Source organism: Vibrio crassostreae (genome assembly GCF_024347415.1).
Lineage (GTDB): Bacteria > Pseudomonadota > Gammaproteobacteria > Enterobacterales > Vibrionaceae > Vibrio > Vibrio crassostreae.
Map to the genome: position 1 here is coordinate 206,917 of NZ_AP025477.1, position 14,684 is coordinate 221,600.

Annotated in this window: 17 protein-coding genes and 1 pseudogene; 13 read left to right on the forward strand and 5 right to left on the reverse strand. The window is 43.4% G+C overall.

Annotation, left to right across the window (positions count from 1 at the left end):
• Positions 1-186: 186 nt before the first annotated feature.
• The 4 genes from OC193_RS16695 (at position 187) to OC193_RS16710 (ending at position 3,821) form a co-directional block, all read left to right on the forward strand.
• Positions 187-933, forward strand: coding sequence for a phosphatase (locus OC193_RS16695; RefSeq protein ID WP_048663367.1), 747 nt, complete (start codon positions 187-189; stop codon positions 931-933).
• Positions 934-1,077: 144 nt separating this feature from the next.
• Positions 1,078-1,473, forward strand: a complete 396-nt coding sequence (locus tag OC193_RS16700; RefSeq protein ID WP_017100642.1) for a cytochrome b562 — start codon at positions 1,078-1,080, stop codon at positions 1,471-1,473.
• A gap of 350 nt (positions 1,474-1,823) precedes the next feature.
• Positions 1,824-2,174: a hypothetical protein gene (locus OC193_RS16705; RefSeq protein WP_048663368.1), complete on the forward strand. Its 351-nt coding sequence runs from the start codon at positions 1,824-1,826 to the stop codon at positions 2,172-2,174.
• Positions 2,175-2,285: 111 nt separating this feature from the next.
• A complete protein-coding gene (locus tag OC193_RS16710; RefSeq protein WP_048663369.1) occupies positions 2,286-3,821 on the forward strand; it encodes a PepSY-associated TM helix domain-containing protein in 1,536 nt (511 codons plus the stop codon).
• Positions 3,822-3,934: 113 nt separating this feature from the next.
• On the opposite strand, the gene gloA2 is transcribed toward OC193_RS16710, so the two are convergent.
• Both gloA2 and OC193_RS16720 read right to left on the reverse strand, forming a co-directional pair.
• Complete coding sequence (gene gloA2, locus OC193_RS16715) at positions 3,935-4,318, reverse strand: SMU1112c/YaeR family gloxylase I-like metalloprotein (RefSeq protein WP_048663370.1); 384 nt, start codon at positions 4,316-4,318, stop codon at positions 3,935-3,937.
• Positions 4,318-5,250, reverse strand: coding sequence for a LysR family transcriptional regulator (locus OC193_RS16720; protein ID WP_048663372.1), 933 nt, complete (start codon positions 5,248-5,250; stop codon positions 4,318-4,320). The genes gloA2 and OC193_RS16720 overlap by 1 nt, the downstream gene beginning before the upstream one ends.
• A gap of 430 nt (positions 5,251-5,680) precedes the next feature.
• On the opposite strand from OC193_RS16720, the gene OC193_RS16725 reads away from it, so the two are divergent.
• From OC193_RS16725 to OC193_RS16735, 3 genes and pseudogenes are all read left to right on the forward strand, one after another.
• Positions 5,681-6,874 carry a glycine C-acetyltransferase gene (locus OC193_RS16725; RefSeq protein ID WP_048663373.1) on the forward strand — a complete coding sequence of 398 codons (1,194 nt, stop codon included), beginning with the start codon at positions 5,681-5,683 and terminating at the stop codon, positions 6,872-6,874.
• Positions 6,875-6,984: 110 nt separating this feature from the next.
• Positions 6,985-8,016 carry an L-threonine 3-dehydrogenase gene (gene tdh / locus OC193_RS16730; RefSeq protein ID WP_017059546.1) on the forward strand — a complete coding sequence of 344 codons (1,032 nt, stop codon included), beginning with the start codon at positions 6,985-6,987 and terminating at the stop codon, positions 8,014-8,016.
• A 117-nt stretch (positions 8,017-8,133) separates the two neighbouring features.
• Positions 8,134-8,274: pseudogene (locus OC193_RS16735) on the forward strand (L-threonine 3-dehydrogenase); the annotation flags it as partial.
• Between the two features lie 110 nt (positions 8,275-8,384).
• On the opposite strand, the gene OC193_RS16740 reads toward OC193_RS16735, so the two are convergent.
• On the reverse strand, positions 8,385-9,422 hold the full coding sequence (locus OC193_RS16740) for a phage integrase (protein WP_048657773.1): 1,038 nt from the start codon (positions 9,420-9,422) through the stop codon (positions 8,385-8,387).
• A 133-nt stretch (positions 9,423-9,555) separates the two neighbouring features.
• Here OC193_RS16740 and OC193_RS16745 point away from each other — a divergent pair, with 133 nt between their 5' ends.
• Positions 9,556-9,936 carry a hypothetical protein gene (locus tag OC193_RS16745; protein ID WP_048657759.1) on the forward strand — a complete coding sequence of 127 codons (381 nt, stop codon included), beginning with the start codon at positions 9,556-9,558 and terminating at the stop codon, positions 9,934-9,936.
• A gap of 234 nt (positions 9,937-10,170) precedes the next feature.
• Here OC193_RS16745 and OC193_RS16750 read toward each other — a convergent pair whose 3' ends face one another.
• Entirely contained in the window at positions 10,171-10,797 is a 627-nt protein-coding gene (locus tag OC193_RS16750; protein WP_048657760.1) for a phage repressor protein CI, read from the reverse strand.
• Positions 10,798-10,887: 90 nt separating this feature from the next.
• Here OC193_RS16750 and OC193_RS16755 point away from each other — a divergent pair, with 90 nt between their 5' ends.
• The 5 genes from OC193_RS16755 (at position 10,888) to OC193_RS16775 (ending at position 13,990) form a co-directional block, all read left to right on the forward strand.
• The gene (locus OC193_RS16755) at positions 10,888-11,100 is read left to right on the forward strand and encodes a hypothetical protein (RefSeq protein ID WP_048657761.1); all 213 of its coding nucleotides are present in this window, start codon (positions 10,888-10,890) and stop codon (positions 11,098-11,100) included.
• A 115-nt stretch (positions 11,101-11,215) separates the two neighbouring features.
• The gene (locus OC193_RS16760; RefSeq protein ID WP_048657762.1) at positions 11,216-11,764 is read left to right on the forward strand and encodes a phage regulatory CII family protein; all 549 of its coding nucleotides are present in this window, start codon (positions 11,216-11,218) and stop codon (positions 11,762-11,764) included.
• A gap of 335 nt (positions 11,765-12,099) precedes the next feature.
• The gene (locus OC193_RS16765) at positions 12,100-12,417 is read left to right on the forward strand and encodes a hypothetical protein (RefSeq protein ID WP_048657763.1); all 318 of its coding nucleotides are present in this window, start codon (positions 12,100-12,102) and stop codon (positions 12,415-12,417) included.
• The gene (locus OC193_RS16770; protein WP_048657764.1) at positions 12,414-13,580 is read left to right on the forward strand and encodes a replication initiation protein; all 1,167 of its coding nucleotides are present in this window, start codon (positions 12,414-12,416) and stop codon (positions 13,578-13,580) included. Before OC193_RS16765 ends, OC193_RS16770 begins: the two co-directional genes overlap by 4 nt.
• A gap of 173 nt (positions 13,581-13,753) precedes the next feature.
• Positions 13,754-13,990, forward strand: a complete 237-nt coding sequence (locus OC193_RS16775; protein ID WP_048657765.1) for a hypothetical protein — start codon at positions 13,754-13,756, stop codon at positions 13,988-13,990.
• Between the two features lie 11 nt (positions 13,991-14,001).
• Here the strand turns inward: OC193_RS16775 and OC193_RS16780 are convergent, their stop codons facing one another.
• Positions 14,002-14,574: a DUF2913 family protein gene (locus OC193_RS16780; RefSeq protein ID WP_048657766.1), complete on the reverse strand. Its 573-nt coding sequence runs from the start codon at positions 14,572-14,574 to the stop codon at positions 14,002-14,004.
• Between the last annotated feature and the right edge of the window lie 110 nt (positions 14,575-14,684).

Sequence of the window (14,684 nt, forward strand, 5' to 3'; positions counted from 1 at the left end):
TGGCTCAATTACCGGTTTACGCGCTACTATGCCATTAAGCAAAAATTAAGCGTTAGCTTATGGTGCTAATTGTCACTTTCTGCTGATAAACTGGTTTTGTTGTTGCCACAAGGCACACCTTTCCAGAAAGAGATTTAAGGTTATTTTCTGAAAACGTTTAGAGAACAAGCTAGAGGGCATTGATTCATGGAACTCAAAGTAGATACTCACACCCACACATACGCAAGTGGTCATGCTTACAGCACGCTTATCGAGAATGCCAAGTCGGCAAAACAAAATGGCTTAGACATGTTTTGTACTACTGATCATTCAGAATCAATGCCAGGTGCGCCACACTACTGGTTCTTCAGTAATCAGCGTGTGCTTCCTCGCTTTATCGAAGACGTTGCAATTATGCGCGGCGTTGAATCAAACATTATGAACACTCAGGGAGAAATCGACATTCATCCGAGCGTTGATAAGAACCTAGATTGGGTGATTGCAAGCTTCCACGAGCCCGTGTTCCGCCCATCAGATATCGCGACCCATACAGAGGCTCTCGTGAATGTGATTAAGGGCGGTCGAATTGATGCGCTTGGTCACTTAGGCAATCCTAATTTTGATTTCGATTTTGAAGCCGTTATTCAATGTGCGGTTGAGAACAACGTGGCGATTGAAATCAACAACACCACACTCAAAGGCAATAGCCGAGTTGGTAGTGTCGACCGCTGTTTTGAGATCGCAAGAATAGCGAAGGCGAAGGGGGCATTTATTACAACAGGGAGCGATGCGCATTTCTGTTTAGATGTCGGTGGCTTGGATTTAGTCGCCGCATTGTTAGATGAAGTGGGTGTCGATTCGAGTAAAGTGATTACCCATTCGCCAAAGCAATTCCTGGCCTTTTTGGCCTTGCGCGGTCGTAATGAAATCCCAGAATACTCAGCTCTTGTTTAAGAGAATGTCGGCGGGTTTGCATTTCGATACAATCAATTTTTGTGCCTGACCGATTTTTGTATACACTAGCCGAAAATAATAAAGTCGAAGTGCCACAGTAATGATGGCGCTATCTTCAAAGTCACAGCTTCACTTGGAGAAACAATGAAAACTCGCTCAATCCTTTTATCTGGTTTAATCGCTGCTTCAGTATTGTCTGGCAACGCATTTGCTAATGTTGACCTTAAGAAAAACATGCAAGAAATGAAGCTTGCGTTCAAACAAGCGGCAGAAGCTCAGAGCATTGAAGAGATGCAAAAGCCTATCGTTCGTTTAGATACGCTAGTGGCAGAGCTGAAAACGGGTGTTTACCCTGTCGAGAAAGAAGACAATTTCATGGAAGGCTTCAAAAAGATCAGTGCATCACTGGATAGCATTGAGCAGAAGCTAGACCAAGGTGACTTAGAATCGGCACAGCAAGAACTTCGTACTATTGACGGCCTTCGTGAAGAGTACCATGAGAAGCGTAACCCAAGCATTTGGAGTAAGATCTTCGGTTAATTCGCTTATTTGTTCCGTTTGCCTAGTATTATATTTGTTTAGCTATCACTGCCGATAGCCATCTTGTTCGCTAGAGTGACCAAAACAAGTTAGTAGATAACAAAGTTCAACTTCTAAAACGCCGCTTATATTTCCCTTTGTTGGAAAATGTAGGCGGCGTTTTTTATTGTCTTTTTTCTAATCAGTTTGATGCACTGAGGTGCGTAATATTTTTTAGCGCTTCTGTTGTAACCAGTTTTTAACTAAATAGAGTGTGCGTTAGCTTCAATTTTTTAACTTGATGTTAATCTTTACGTTTACCTATATAGCAAGTGCCTCATAATAAGGGAAATTTATAAAGATTTGGAATAATGCGCCGAACTTCGTTCAATCTCTCCATGTTACTTGCCACAGCGTTAAGTTGGGCTTTAGTGACATTAATGCCTGTTATCAATGCTCATGGTAACAGTGCGGGAGTATGGGCGTCGTTGTGTACGGTCAACGGCTTTGAACTGGTTCAAATTGAAGAAGGCGAACCGAATACTCACAAAGGTAAGCCGTGTCCGTTTAGCCATTTTTCCACATTTCACCAAGATGAACTTCCAACTACACTACTGACAACTCGACTGAGTTCTATTGTCTCAGACAGCTACGCTTTTTTGGCTCTAAGCGAACGCTACACGAGGCAAGCCCCGCGCGGCCCTCCCTTTGATATTGCTTAAACCTAACCTTCTAACATAATTAAAAAACAAAGTATTAAGTAAAGTTAAACATGCCTAAGTGACTTTCTGATTTTTCAGAAGGTACGTTTGCGCATGTCAAAGGAAATAATAATGTTGAGAAATGAATCTCAAACTACTGCGAAGGCACAAGCGACTTCGCAACCTACAAGCAGTGCAACAATTGGTTCGAAAACCAATATTAAAAGCAAAGAGCGCAATAAAACCCTCTACTTTCTCACCTGGCGCTGGCACTTCTATGCTGGGCTATTCGTTATCCCTTTCATGCTGATGTTAAGTATTACTGGCTTAGTGATGTTGTTTGACGATGAAATCGAGTTAGCTTTCCATCACGATGCGATCGAGATTGTTGCATTGGGCGACCCGATTAAAGTGTCACAACAGCTAGCAGCAGTGCAGAATCAATATCCGCAAGGTTCAGTGACACAATTTGTACCAAGCAAAGTGCCTGACTTGGCGAACCGTTTTTCAGTCTCTCTGGAAGACGGCACATCGGTTTTCGCAACAGTGAATCAATATACCGGTGAAGTCGTCGGTGAGGTGCCACGCAGCGACAGCCTGTATCAACTGGCAAATGACATCCACGGAACTTTATTGATTGGTGATTGGGGGGATTATCTGATTGAAGTGGCGATAAGTTTATCCATTCTATTGCTAGTTAGTGGCATTTACTTATGGCTACCAAGAGATAACGCGAGCCGTGCTGGCTTTCTTAAGCTGAGAGTGTCATCCGGACCGCGCGTACTGATGCGAGACTTGCATGCGAACATAGGTGGCACGTTATCTCTTATTCTGCTGCTCTTTATCCTATCAGGGTTAGCGTGGACAGGTTTCTGGGGCGGTAAGCTTGTTCAAGCATGGAGCACTTTCCCGGCTCAAATGTGGGATGATATTCCGCTGTCTGATAAGACACACGCATCGCTTAACCATGGCTCAGAAGAAGAACTGCCATGGAATCTGGAACAGACACCACTGCCGTTGTCTCAAGATAAGCCTGCAGAACACGTTCATCATGTGGAAGAGGCGTCCGAACCTCATGATCATTCTAAGATGGGAGAAGACCACTCTCGACATGTCATTGCGGCGAGCAGTTTCGCGATTGATGATGTTATTGAGAAAGCACGATCTCTTGGTTTCACGCATTACAAGGTGAATTTCCCACGTTCAGAAACGGGTGTTTACACGGTGACAGCGAACACTATGGGTGGTGACATCATCGATCCAACTCAAGATCGCACTACGCACCTAGACCAATACTCAGGCCGTATTCTGGGTGAGGTGACATGGCAAGATTACAACTTCATTGCCAAGACGCTAGCTGTTGGTATTTCTCTGCACCAAGGTGACATCAGTATCATCAATAAGCTTCTAAATGCCTTGTTCTGCTTGGCCTTCATCGTTGTGTCAGTGACTGGCGGTGTGATGTGGTGGATGCGCAGACCTTCAGGTCAAAGCAAGTTGGGAACGCCACCGAAGTTTGGCGATGCTGGCTTATGGAAAGCGGGTTTAGTGACTGTGGTTATTATTTCGATATTGTTTCCACTCGCGGGTGCAACGATTGTGATTGCAATGCTATTGGATTGGTTACTGTTTTCACGCGTTGAGAGATTCAAGACCGCGTTGAGTTAATTGACATGTAAACGGACTTTCTCGACTTGAGAAAGTCCGTTTTATTAATCAGATGATCGCTTCTTTTATGAAGAAGACTTTAGACTTGATACCGTTCTAGATTTGATAAAGCTTTAGATCTGATAAAGTTCTAGCGGCAGGCCGTCTGGGTCTGCGAAAAACGTAAATGATTTCCTCGTGAACTCATCAACTCGAATCGGTTCGACGTCAATGCCTTGTCCTTCCAAATAGGTTTTGGCATGTTGAACGTCATCAACACAAAAGGCCAAATGTCTCAGCCCTTGAGCTTCAGGAAAGCTAGGTCTTTCCGGTGCGTTAGGGAAGCTAAATAACTCAATTTGAGCACCATTAGGTAGCGCTAAATCAAGCTTGTACGACTGGCGAGCCTCACGATAGTTTTCGGCAATTATCTCAAGTTTTAAAACTTCCGTATAAAAGCGTTTCGACAATTCGTAGTCTGAACAGATTATTGCAGCGTGGTGTATTCCCTTTAGCATTAGTTTATTTCTCCTGCCAGCTTGTCACCTAAGTGCTCCATCGCGTAATCAATAAACACGCGTAGGCGGGCGGGCATGTACTTGGTTTGTGCAAACTGCATAGCGATGGCGCCATGGTAATTACTCTTGATGGTCCAATCTTCTAATACCTGTACAACAGAACCTTCAGCCAGCGCGTCTTGAATCACGAAGTCATGGAAAATACCGACGCCTAGACCTTCTTTCACACCTTTGAGTCGCATTTGCGAGTGGTTAACTGCGTACCGCCCACTGACGGGCACCGTGTGAAATTCATCATCTTTAAGGAAGTCCCAAATGTGGTCTTTGTCTGTCTCTGCAAGGTATAAACAGTCATGTTCAGAAAGGTCTGTTGGGTGGCTTGGAACTCCTTTGGCTTTCAGATAGTAGGGGCTCGCACATAACACGAGGTTTGTCTTTCCAAGCTCTTTCAAAACCAAGCTTTCATCGGGCTTATCGGTAAGGCGAAACGCAATGTCGATACCTTGGCGCAATATGTCGATGTCGCCGTCAGCCGCTCTTAACTTGAGTTGGATCTCTGGATACTGATTTAAAAATGGAACAACAAAAGGCTGTAGCACTGAGTTTAAGAAAGCTTCAGGCGCCGCTACCGTTATGGAGCCTGCTGGTTCTGTGTGATCAGAGGTCGACAACTCAACCGCTTGCTGTGCAGCGTTAATCATGACCACGCTTTGGTCATAAACCAGTTGGCCTGCTTGTGTGATGATCAAAGTACGAGTCGTGCGTTCAAACAGCTTCACTGAGAGCGCTTTTTCTAAGCGTGTGATCAGTTTACTCAACGCAGAGGGTGTCACCCCTAGATGCTTTGCTGCAGCGGTAAAGCTCCCTTCATTAACCACTAAGATGAACGAGGCGAGATCAGGAAGTAGGGCGATGAGCTTAGGATTAATCATAAGTATCCAGTTAAACAAGTTTCAACGATGAGCGTAATGGCAATTGTGAGTGATTTCGTGTGATTTGTGAATCAATTTCATCAATTAAACGGCTGGATTTTCTGAGATAAACCTAAATTCATCACTATATCGTTCTGAGATGAAAAATTGATATTTGATATGGCAGCGAAATTAGACCGAAATGGAGGGCGATTTGACGTTAAAAAGAACAGGTAAGACGCGTTTATGTGCCCTGTGTCACTGGGATGAACTATTATTAATGCCTCAGGTTCACTAATGTTTTTCCAACTAAAGGGATAATCGGAATGCGGATGTTCAACTAGAATATAGGCATTAGTTTTACAGTGTAAATGATCGTTTTGAGATCGTTTATATCCCTACATAAAGCGGCGCGTGATGCTGCTGAATAATAATTAGGAAGGAATGAACAATGTCTTCTGCATTTTACCAACAGATTCAAACTCAAATCGAAGAAGTTAAAGAAGAAGGTCTTTACAAGTCTGAGCGCATTATCACTTCTGCTCAAAAAGCAGCGGTTTCTATCTCGACTGGTGAAGAAGTACTAAACTTTTGTGCAAACAACTACTTAGGCCTTGCTAACCACCCTGACCTTATCGAAGCTGCTAAAGACGGTATGGATCAACACGGTTTTGGTATGGCTTCTGTTCGTTTCATCTGTGGTACTCAAGACTCTCACAAAGAACTAGAGCAAAAGCTATCTACGTTCCTAGGTAAAGAAGACACAATCCTATACACATCTTGTTTTGATGCGAACGCTGGCCTATTCGAAACGATTCTAGGCAAAGAAGACGCAATCATTTCTGATGCTCTAAACCACGCATCTATCATCGATGGTGTTCGTCTGTGTAAAGCAATGCGCTTCCGTTACGCGAACAACAACATGGAAGAGCTAGAGCAGCAACTTATCGCAGCTAAAGAAGCTGGTGCTCGCCACACGCTAATCGTAACTGACGGCGTATTCTCAATGGACGGCGTAGTAGCTAACCTTCCTGCTATCTGTGACCTTGCAGACAAGTACGATGCACTAGTAATGGTTGATGATTCTCACGCTGTGGGCTTCATGGGTGAAAACGGCGCTGGTACTCACGAGTTCCACAACGTTGTTGATCGCATCGACATCATCACTGGTACGCTAGGTAAAGCAATGGGTGGCGCTTCAGGCGGTTACACGTCTGGTAAGAAAGAAGTGATCGACTGGCTACGTCAGCGTTCTCGTCCATACCTATTCTCTAACTCTGTTGCACCTGCAATCGTATCCGCGTCTATCCGTGTTCTAGATCTTCTAGCTGAGTCTGGTGACCTACGTACTCAACTATGGGAAAACTCTGCTCACTTCCGTACTCGCATGGAAGAAGCGGGCTTCACTATGGGCGGTGCTGATCACGCAATCATCCCAATCATGCTTGGCGATGCAAAAGTAGCGGCTGAATTCGCAGAGCGCGCTCTAGAGAAAGGTATCTACGTTGTAGGTTTCTCTTTCCCTGTAGTACCAAAAGGTCAAGCTCGTATCCGTACGCAAATGTCTGCAGCACACTCTCGTGAGCAACTAGACCGCGCAATCGATGCGTTCATCCAAGTTGGTAAAGACATGGGCATCATCTAATTTTAAAGGGGTGCCACGAGCATCCTTTAATTAGATAGAACACCACCCAGTCGAACATATAGATTTTTGATTCTCGCCTTACAGTTAGGCGAGATGAACTAGGTAACATTATGAAAATTAAAGCACTTTCTAAACTTAAGCCTGAAGAAGGCATTTGGATGACCGAGGTTGAAAAACCTGAAATGGGTCATAATGATCTTCTTATCCGTATTAAGAAAACTGCAATTTGTGGTACAGACGTACATATCTACAACTGGGATGAGTGGTCACAAAACACAATTCCAGTACCTATGGTAGTAGGTCACGAATACGTGGGTGAAGTTGTTGGCATCGGCCAAGAAGTTCGTGGGTTTGAAATCGGCGACCGTGTATCTGGCGAAGGTCACATCACATGTGGTCACTGTCGTAACTGTCGTGGCGGCCGTACTCACCTTTGTCGTAACACAACAGGTGTTGGTGTAAACCGCACTGGTGCGTTCTCTGAGTTCCTTGTGATCCCTGCGTTCAACGCATTTAAAATCCCTGCAGAAATTTCTGATGATCTAGCATCAATCTTTGACCCGTTTGGTAACGCAGTACACACAGCGCTTTCTTTCGACCTAGTAGGCGAAGATGTGCTAATCACTGGTGCGGGCCCAATCGGTATTATGGCTGCAGCTGTTGCTAAGCACGTTGGTGCTCGTCACGTTGTAATTACTGACGTAAACGAATACCGCCTAGATCTTGCTAAGAAAATGGGTGTGACTCGCGCAGTAAACGTGATGGAAGAGAAGCTTGAAGACGTAATGTCTGATCTTGGCATGACTGAAGGCTTCGATGTAGGCCTAGAAATGTCTGGTAACCCATCTGCGTTCAACAGCATGCTGACTAACATGAACCACGGCGGTAAGATCTCTCTACTAGGTATTCCACCATCAGACATGGCAGTAGACTGGAACCAAGTAATCTTTAAAGGTTTGGTTATCAAAGGTATCTACGGTCGTGAGATGTTTGAAACTTGGTACAAGATGGCTTCTTTGATTCAGTCAGGTTTAGACCTAACGCCAATCATTACTCACCACTACAAAGTGGACGACTTCCAGAAAGGCTTCGACATGATGCGATCTGGTATGTCTGGTAAGGTAATTTTAGACTGGGAGTAGGTTACTACCGGTTTTGAATATCAGAAGGCAACAGGTAAAACTGTTGCCTTTTTTATCGCCATTCATAATTGATAAATAATTTAAACTATTGATATTTAGTGGTTATATTTGTTTTTGTATATAGTGGCAAGTTTGATTCAATCAGGGTTAGACCTATCACCAATCATTACTCATCACTTTAAAATTGATGATTTCCAAGCTGGCTTCGATGCTATGCGTAGTGGGCTTTCTGGCAAGGTTATCCTTGATTGGGAATAGAAAAAATTAGGCTCTAAATAGCAAAGGCGACAGTGAAAACTGTCGCCTTTTTTACGAATAAAACCGATAAATAACGGTCGATTACAGTGTCTGCCGCCACTTTGTCGCCATTAATTCTCTAATGGATTGAGGTGTACAGCTTGTATCAAATGTTCTGGTGCAAAATGGGAATACGCCATTGTCTGCTCAATTTTAGTGTGTCCAAGAATACGCTGTAACACCAAAATATCCCCTTTGTTCATCATAAAATGCGAAGCAAAAGTATGCCGTAAAACATGCGTCGCTTGTCCACTCGGAACGTGGCCAGGTAGAGCCCTTTTAATGTAGCGCCAGGCATCCTTGTAAGTAGTGTTGAAAATTTCATGGTTGCTCACTGCGATATCTAAGATCTCTTGATATAAAGCAGGTGAGATGGGCACACTTCGATTTCTCTTACCTTTTGTCTCGGTGTAAGTCAGTTTGAATTCAGATACCTGTGAACGGGTAAGAGTCAGAGCTTCACTTATACGAGCTCCGGTGGCCAAGCAAATCTTAGAGATTACAATAAGTTGTGGGATCGAGACTGTAATAACTCGGTTGCAATTCTTCAGGTTAACCAAGAACTCTTCAATTTGTGGCTTGGTTAGATATGCCAGATTCTTCTCACTGGTTTTGATTGTCTCGATAGCTTCAAGCGGATTGGGGTATTTCCATTGATTGTACTTAATCAGTTTCTTGAACATCCCCTTTAGGTAAATCAATTCCATGTTATGTGTTGTTGGTGAAATCTCAATAGATTTATTTTTGCCACGGTAAGGTATTCGTGCTGCACGATAGTCTAAGTAGTCTCGTTCTTTAAGGTGATAGGCAATCGGGTTACCTAATCCTTCAATTGTTTTGGCTATTAGCTCCCGAGCTTGTTTACCTGATTTCAACGTATGACCGTGTATGCTCCACCAAGTGTCTAACAGCTCGCTCATTCTACGGTGATCCGGTTTAATACCCATCCATGGCTTATCGTCAATTTCTCTCATTGTGTGAAGCTCAAAAGCCTTGGCTTCGCCTTTAGTCGCAAATTTCTTACGAACACGCTTCCCCGTTCGCCCGTTTGGGTAACATTCGCAGATCCAAGGTTTGGTAGAACCATCTTTTAAATTGCGGACAGACATAATAAAGCCTAATATAACTGTATATAAAAACAGTGTAAGTTGGGCTGGAACGTAGAACAATGTTTTATTTAGGACAAAAAGCACAGGCTGGGCACCTATCTCAAAGTGCTAAGAAAGTTAATAGGTTTTTGCTATGTACCAATCAATTCATGTGACTTCTGGATACAGCCATTTCAAAATTAACAGCGATGGTCCAATTGGGATAAGTAAGAAGAACCAAGGGATGATTGATGCGCTTTTGAAGTTAGGTAATCGTTTTACTGCGCCATTTGGTGGGTTTATAGAAGCAGAGAATGTGATCGGTTTGAAATGGGTGAAGCTGGTTGATATTAAATATCTGTGCACCGATGAGGAAGCCGAAACTGTCGAGTACGTCATACAAAAAGACCACTATGTAGTGGGGACGTACCAAGACCGGAAGTTGTATATTTTATTGTTTGGTGGAGAACCAAAGCACCATCAGATTAGAGGCCTTGAACAAGACGGGAAGAACAATGTGTTCGGGTTGTTTTAATGTTAGACGTTCAACCAGCGCATTCTTGCCCAAAAATGTTTCAGGACCACTTAGAGGTTGCACAACGAGCAACACTGAGCCAAAGAAGAAGGCTACTATAAGGCAGCCTTTTTTGTTTGTATGCGAAAGTGTTAGTGCTACACCCCGAGGCCTGGGTGATAATAGGCTGTTAAGTATCGGTGACGCTATTAATCAAATTAGTTGCGAGTGCTCTTAAACAGATGAGTGCAACAGTTAACGCTTTTCCATTACTAACGCAACTCTACCTACAACCCTTACTTCATCTTCTTCGACTGTTAGAGTCGAACCGTTAAAGCTGATAGCTAGTTTTTTGCCTGGTAAACGTTGAATTTCATTTAGAGACAACAGCCCATCCATATCTACTAGGTACGTACCGCTTACTGCTTGATGGGATTCTTTATTTATAAGGAACGTAGTAGTGCCATCTTTAATTGCCATCACATTAATAACGCCAAGCTCGTCTAGGAGAGCTTTATCGAATGCAAGTATCCCTTTCCCAACCAATTTACCGTCATCAATAGAGAAGCAGTCTATATCGAAGAGAGTCTTCGATTCGTTCTTCTTATTAATGTGCTTTTGAGTTGGTGTTTTAGGATACGGGTCGCCTTTATCGAGAAGTAACCATTCAAGTGAGACGCCTGTGCTCAAATGAGTTCTTACTGCAATCTCGAATGGAGTTAGATTTCGTTGTCGCCAAGTCGCGATTGTTGATTTTGGGATGCCAAACACGTCTGCAACATCCTGTTGACGGTCTGAATTCGTGATATCTATCAATTTCTTGATAATATCTTTCCCTCCCAAATACGATATTTGGTCTATTTTAAGTTGCTTGTTATTCATATGTGATCAATAATCGCAATTGAGATCGAAACGGTGAGGTGCAACTCGTCATTTCGAAATTAAACATAAATGACTAGACAGGATATCATTATGCTCTCATATCAAGTAGTCCTAAATACGCCTTTCATGACGTACGATCAATACTCTCAATTCTCCGGTATGCCAAAGCGCACAATCATAGATTGGGTTAAAGATGGTCGCTTACCCATTAAAACCAAAGCAAAAGGAAAAGAAACCCCGTTAATTAATATGGTCATGCTGCTAGAAATGGCAACGCGTGAAACGATGGAGAGAATGGGGTAGTCGCTCATGCGTTTATCTTCCCTTATTTCGACCAAAGAGTTTTGTCCGTTTGGGGGTAAACATTCTTGGTTTGAGTTTCGTTGTCGTCTCGTTTGTCTTCAAGTGAGTATTGGTTATGAACGAAATTGACTCAATAGGCGAATTTTCTAGCACAAAACAAGGGGCCTTTAATGAGGCGTGTTGCGTGTTCGCTAGGTCAGAGAATATGGCTAGGCTAGCAGAGGCCATAGGGATGAGTCCGACCATGCTGCGGAATAAACTTAATCCTGAGCAGCCTCATGTCCTGAGTTGTGTTGAAGCCATCACTCTCGCCAAAGTGAGTGGCAATCATACCATCGTAAACAGCTTGCTTCTTGGGTTGGGAGTGGTCACCGCTCATATAGCATCTGATAGCACGGAAGACACCTTTGTTCAAAGCGCATTAGAGAACTCGCTCTATTCGGGTGAATTGTCTCGAATGGCGTTGGAGTATGCAGGAAATCATCGCCTAACTCGCACTCAAAAACATAAGATTATTCATACCGCACACACCAGTATCAGCATTCAGGTAAAACTCATCAGGAGCCTGGAAAAACTGAATCAAGGTGGTTGTCTGCTTAAAGCCATAGAGGAGGCGGCAGACGCTAATGGTTTATTTGCTTCAAACATCAATTCGGAGCAATGATGTCTGTTACTCAGTGCGATAAGTCATGTCCTGAAACGTCTGGTCATGGATTGACGGAGGAAGATAAGCGTAGAGGCCTTAGGTATATCAGGATCATTCGACGCGAGTTATGCGCTCGTCAACTTTCTTCATTATGGGTTGAGCAGGCGAGGTTAATGACCCAATTAAGGCGTTCGAACCATGTGTTTGAACAAGTACGACTGCGAATTCGTTTATTCGGCCTTGAGAAGCGAATACAAAGAATCAGACAACGTTGGCTTTGATGCATTTTAATTTTCCAGAGTTGCGTTATTGGTTTCTCAGAAGGTGAGCGTTATTTAGCCGAGGTCAACTTTATGAATCATCATGTGTTTGCGGTCGTACAGGGTAAAGTTATTCAAACCAGTATCAAAGCAGTCTCCAATTTAGTCTTAAAAGGTAAAGAAGAGTGGCGTGATGCAGTCAGTTGTCCTTCGAAAAGGTGTTCGATAAAAATTGACACCCGTGGCGGCTACGAAAGCTCGAAAGGAATGGCTTTGACCGGCTCTCGAATCTTGTCAGAGAGAGTCAATAGTACTGATTCAGTAACGGCGCTCAACGCTCAAGACAATCTCTCTTGCTTTGTTTTTTCTAAAGGTGAGTATGGGCAAGGTGCACTGAGGATGAAGAGATGACGGCTCATTCTGAATACGCTGCGTCTTCATCCATTTCGTGTTTGAGTCGGCTACTTGAGGAAGCGCCTTATTTGTCGAGGTGCAGTGACAATAAAACCGCGATGCTCATAAGACCTCGAAACTATGCGGTCAGATGGCCGTATATGCAGGTTAATCGTAAAGATATGCAGGCGTGGATGGTGTTTGACATCGATCATGACCATCGATCTGTCCCCAACCCCTATATTTGGCAAGATGAAGGCTTGCCACCCCCTAATCTAATCGTTCGAAACCGCACCAGTAATAAAGCCCACCTTTTTTACGCTATTGTGCCGGTTTGCACCAGCGATCAAGCACGATCCAAACCCATTCAGTACCTCAAAGCCATTTATCGCGCCTTAGCATTACGACTTGAGGCGGACTTGAGTTATTCAGGACCTGTTGCCAAAACGCCCTTTCATCCTTGGTGGCAGACAACTGAACTCCACCGCAGTGTCTATGAACTCAATGAGTTAGCGGATTCTCTTGAGCTGGAGAGAACGCGGCCATGGCTTCGTCAAGATATGGATTTCTCTTATTCACGAAACTGTACTTTGTTTGAACACACTCGCCGGTACGCGTATGACATTGTCGACGAAGAAAGAGAAAAGGGCAGTTATACGAGCTTTAAACGCCGTGTCGAGAGTTTCGCTCATTACAAAAATACCGGCACCGCGGATAAGCCGCCTCTGAAGTGCAGTGAGGTGTTGGCGGTGGTGAAAAGTGTTTCTCGTTGGACCTGGGATAAATATTGTGCTCGGTCAGACTGCCAACGAGGTGTGATGAGGTTGGATAGTGGATTAAGTCTGCAGGAAAAGCAGCGTAGAGCGGCCAGAAGAACCCATAACCTTCGTCGGACGAAGACCACTCGTCGAATTATCCGCACATGTCAGGTTCTGTTACGCAAAAATCAGGAGCTCACAATTGGGTTGGTGGCGCGTAATGCGGACCTGTGTCGCCAGACCGTCAGTCGTTACGTCTATTTGTTTGAATGGGTCAAGTCTGCTTTATCCGAAAGTCGGCAAAATGGGCCAGAGCATCGTGGTAATTATGCTGTTCATCAGATATCTGCCCCTATAACGTTATACTGGGCGGAGTCTGAATTAGGTAAGAAGAAGGCGGTGCTTGAGTCAGCTTTTCCTTGAGTTGAATAATAATGAGTAACTATCGGGTCAAAATAAGCTCTCTTGGTAAATTTAATAATGAGTTTGAGTCGACATAACCCCATTTAATGCGATTAATGTCTCAATTCGTGCAAATATGGATTTACATACTTTATGTTGCTGTATATTTATACAGCAATGTGAGAGGGGGAGTTATGTCTTTTAAAGATACAGAGACACTGTCAACAGGAATTGAATTCATTGTTGAAGCCGTGGCGGTGAAGACAAATGGTCAAGATCATTCAGCGTTAGGTTTATACCTGATCAGCTTACTGCTCGAAGATCAAAAGATTTCCCTTGATTGTGATGATAAAAGGAAAAGGGTGGTAGTACCACTTGGTAAATCGCGTCAAACACATCTTGATATGGGTTGGAAGTGCCCTGCTTTTTAGATTTGGTTGTGTTAGCTAATTGGATGAACTTGATAGTGATAGTTCTTCAACTCTTCACTTCTTTGGCACAACTCAAATGTGAAATAAGGCTGGGTCACTAAACACTGAGTGAACCTGTCTAATTCATTCGTATGTATAAACAGCGAAATAGGTGCAATCTGACGGTTTTCATTATCGAAGCAGTTATCAATATGTGCTCTGTCGATATAAACAACGTCCATTTCCTGTTTAGGGGTCTCTTCAATAAGTTTTGTTTCTAATCCGCTCTTCTCAAAGCGTTCTAACAAGGCATAAAATTTATCAACGTCGTTTTGACTTTCTATCGCTGAATATTGAGATAGAACGCTTTCTAAGTGTTTTTCGATTGAGCCAAACTTATTCTTCATCAAACAAACCGTTTTAAGCTTTTTCTTGATAAGGCTATATCGAGCTTGTTTGATTTTTGGCTTCAAGAAGTCAGTGATGATCTTGTTTCGTTGCTCTTCTTTAACAAAGTGACTGGCAATGTTTACTTTGAAGTAAAGGTGAAGAAGAGTGTTTTCGAAGGTCGACTTAAGAAGTTGATGGTATGAATGTTCTGACATTGTTCACATGGATTATTTATTGATGAGGGTATCTTATCATGAAAATAGCAAGGCTCTAAGGCTGAAAGCAAAATGACGTAACTTGCTAGTTGTTCGTTGTTATGCTTAAA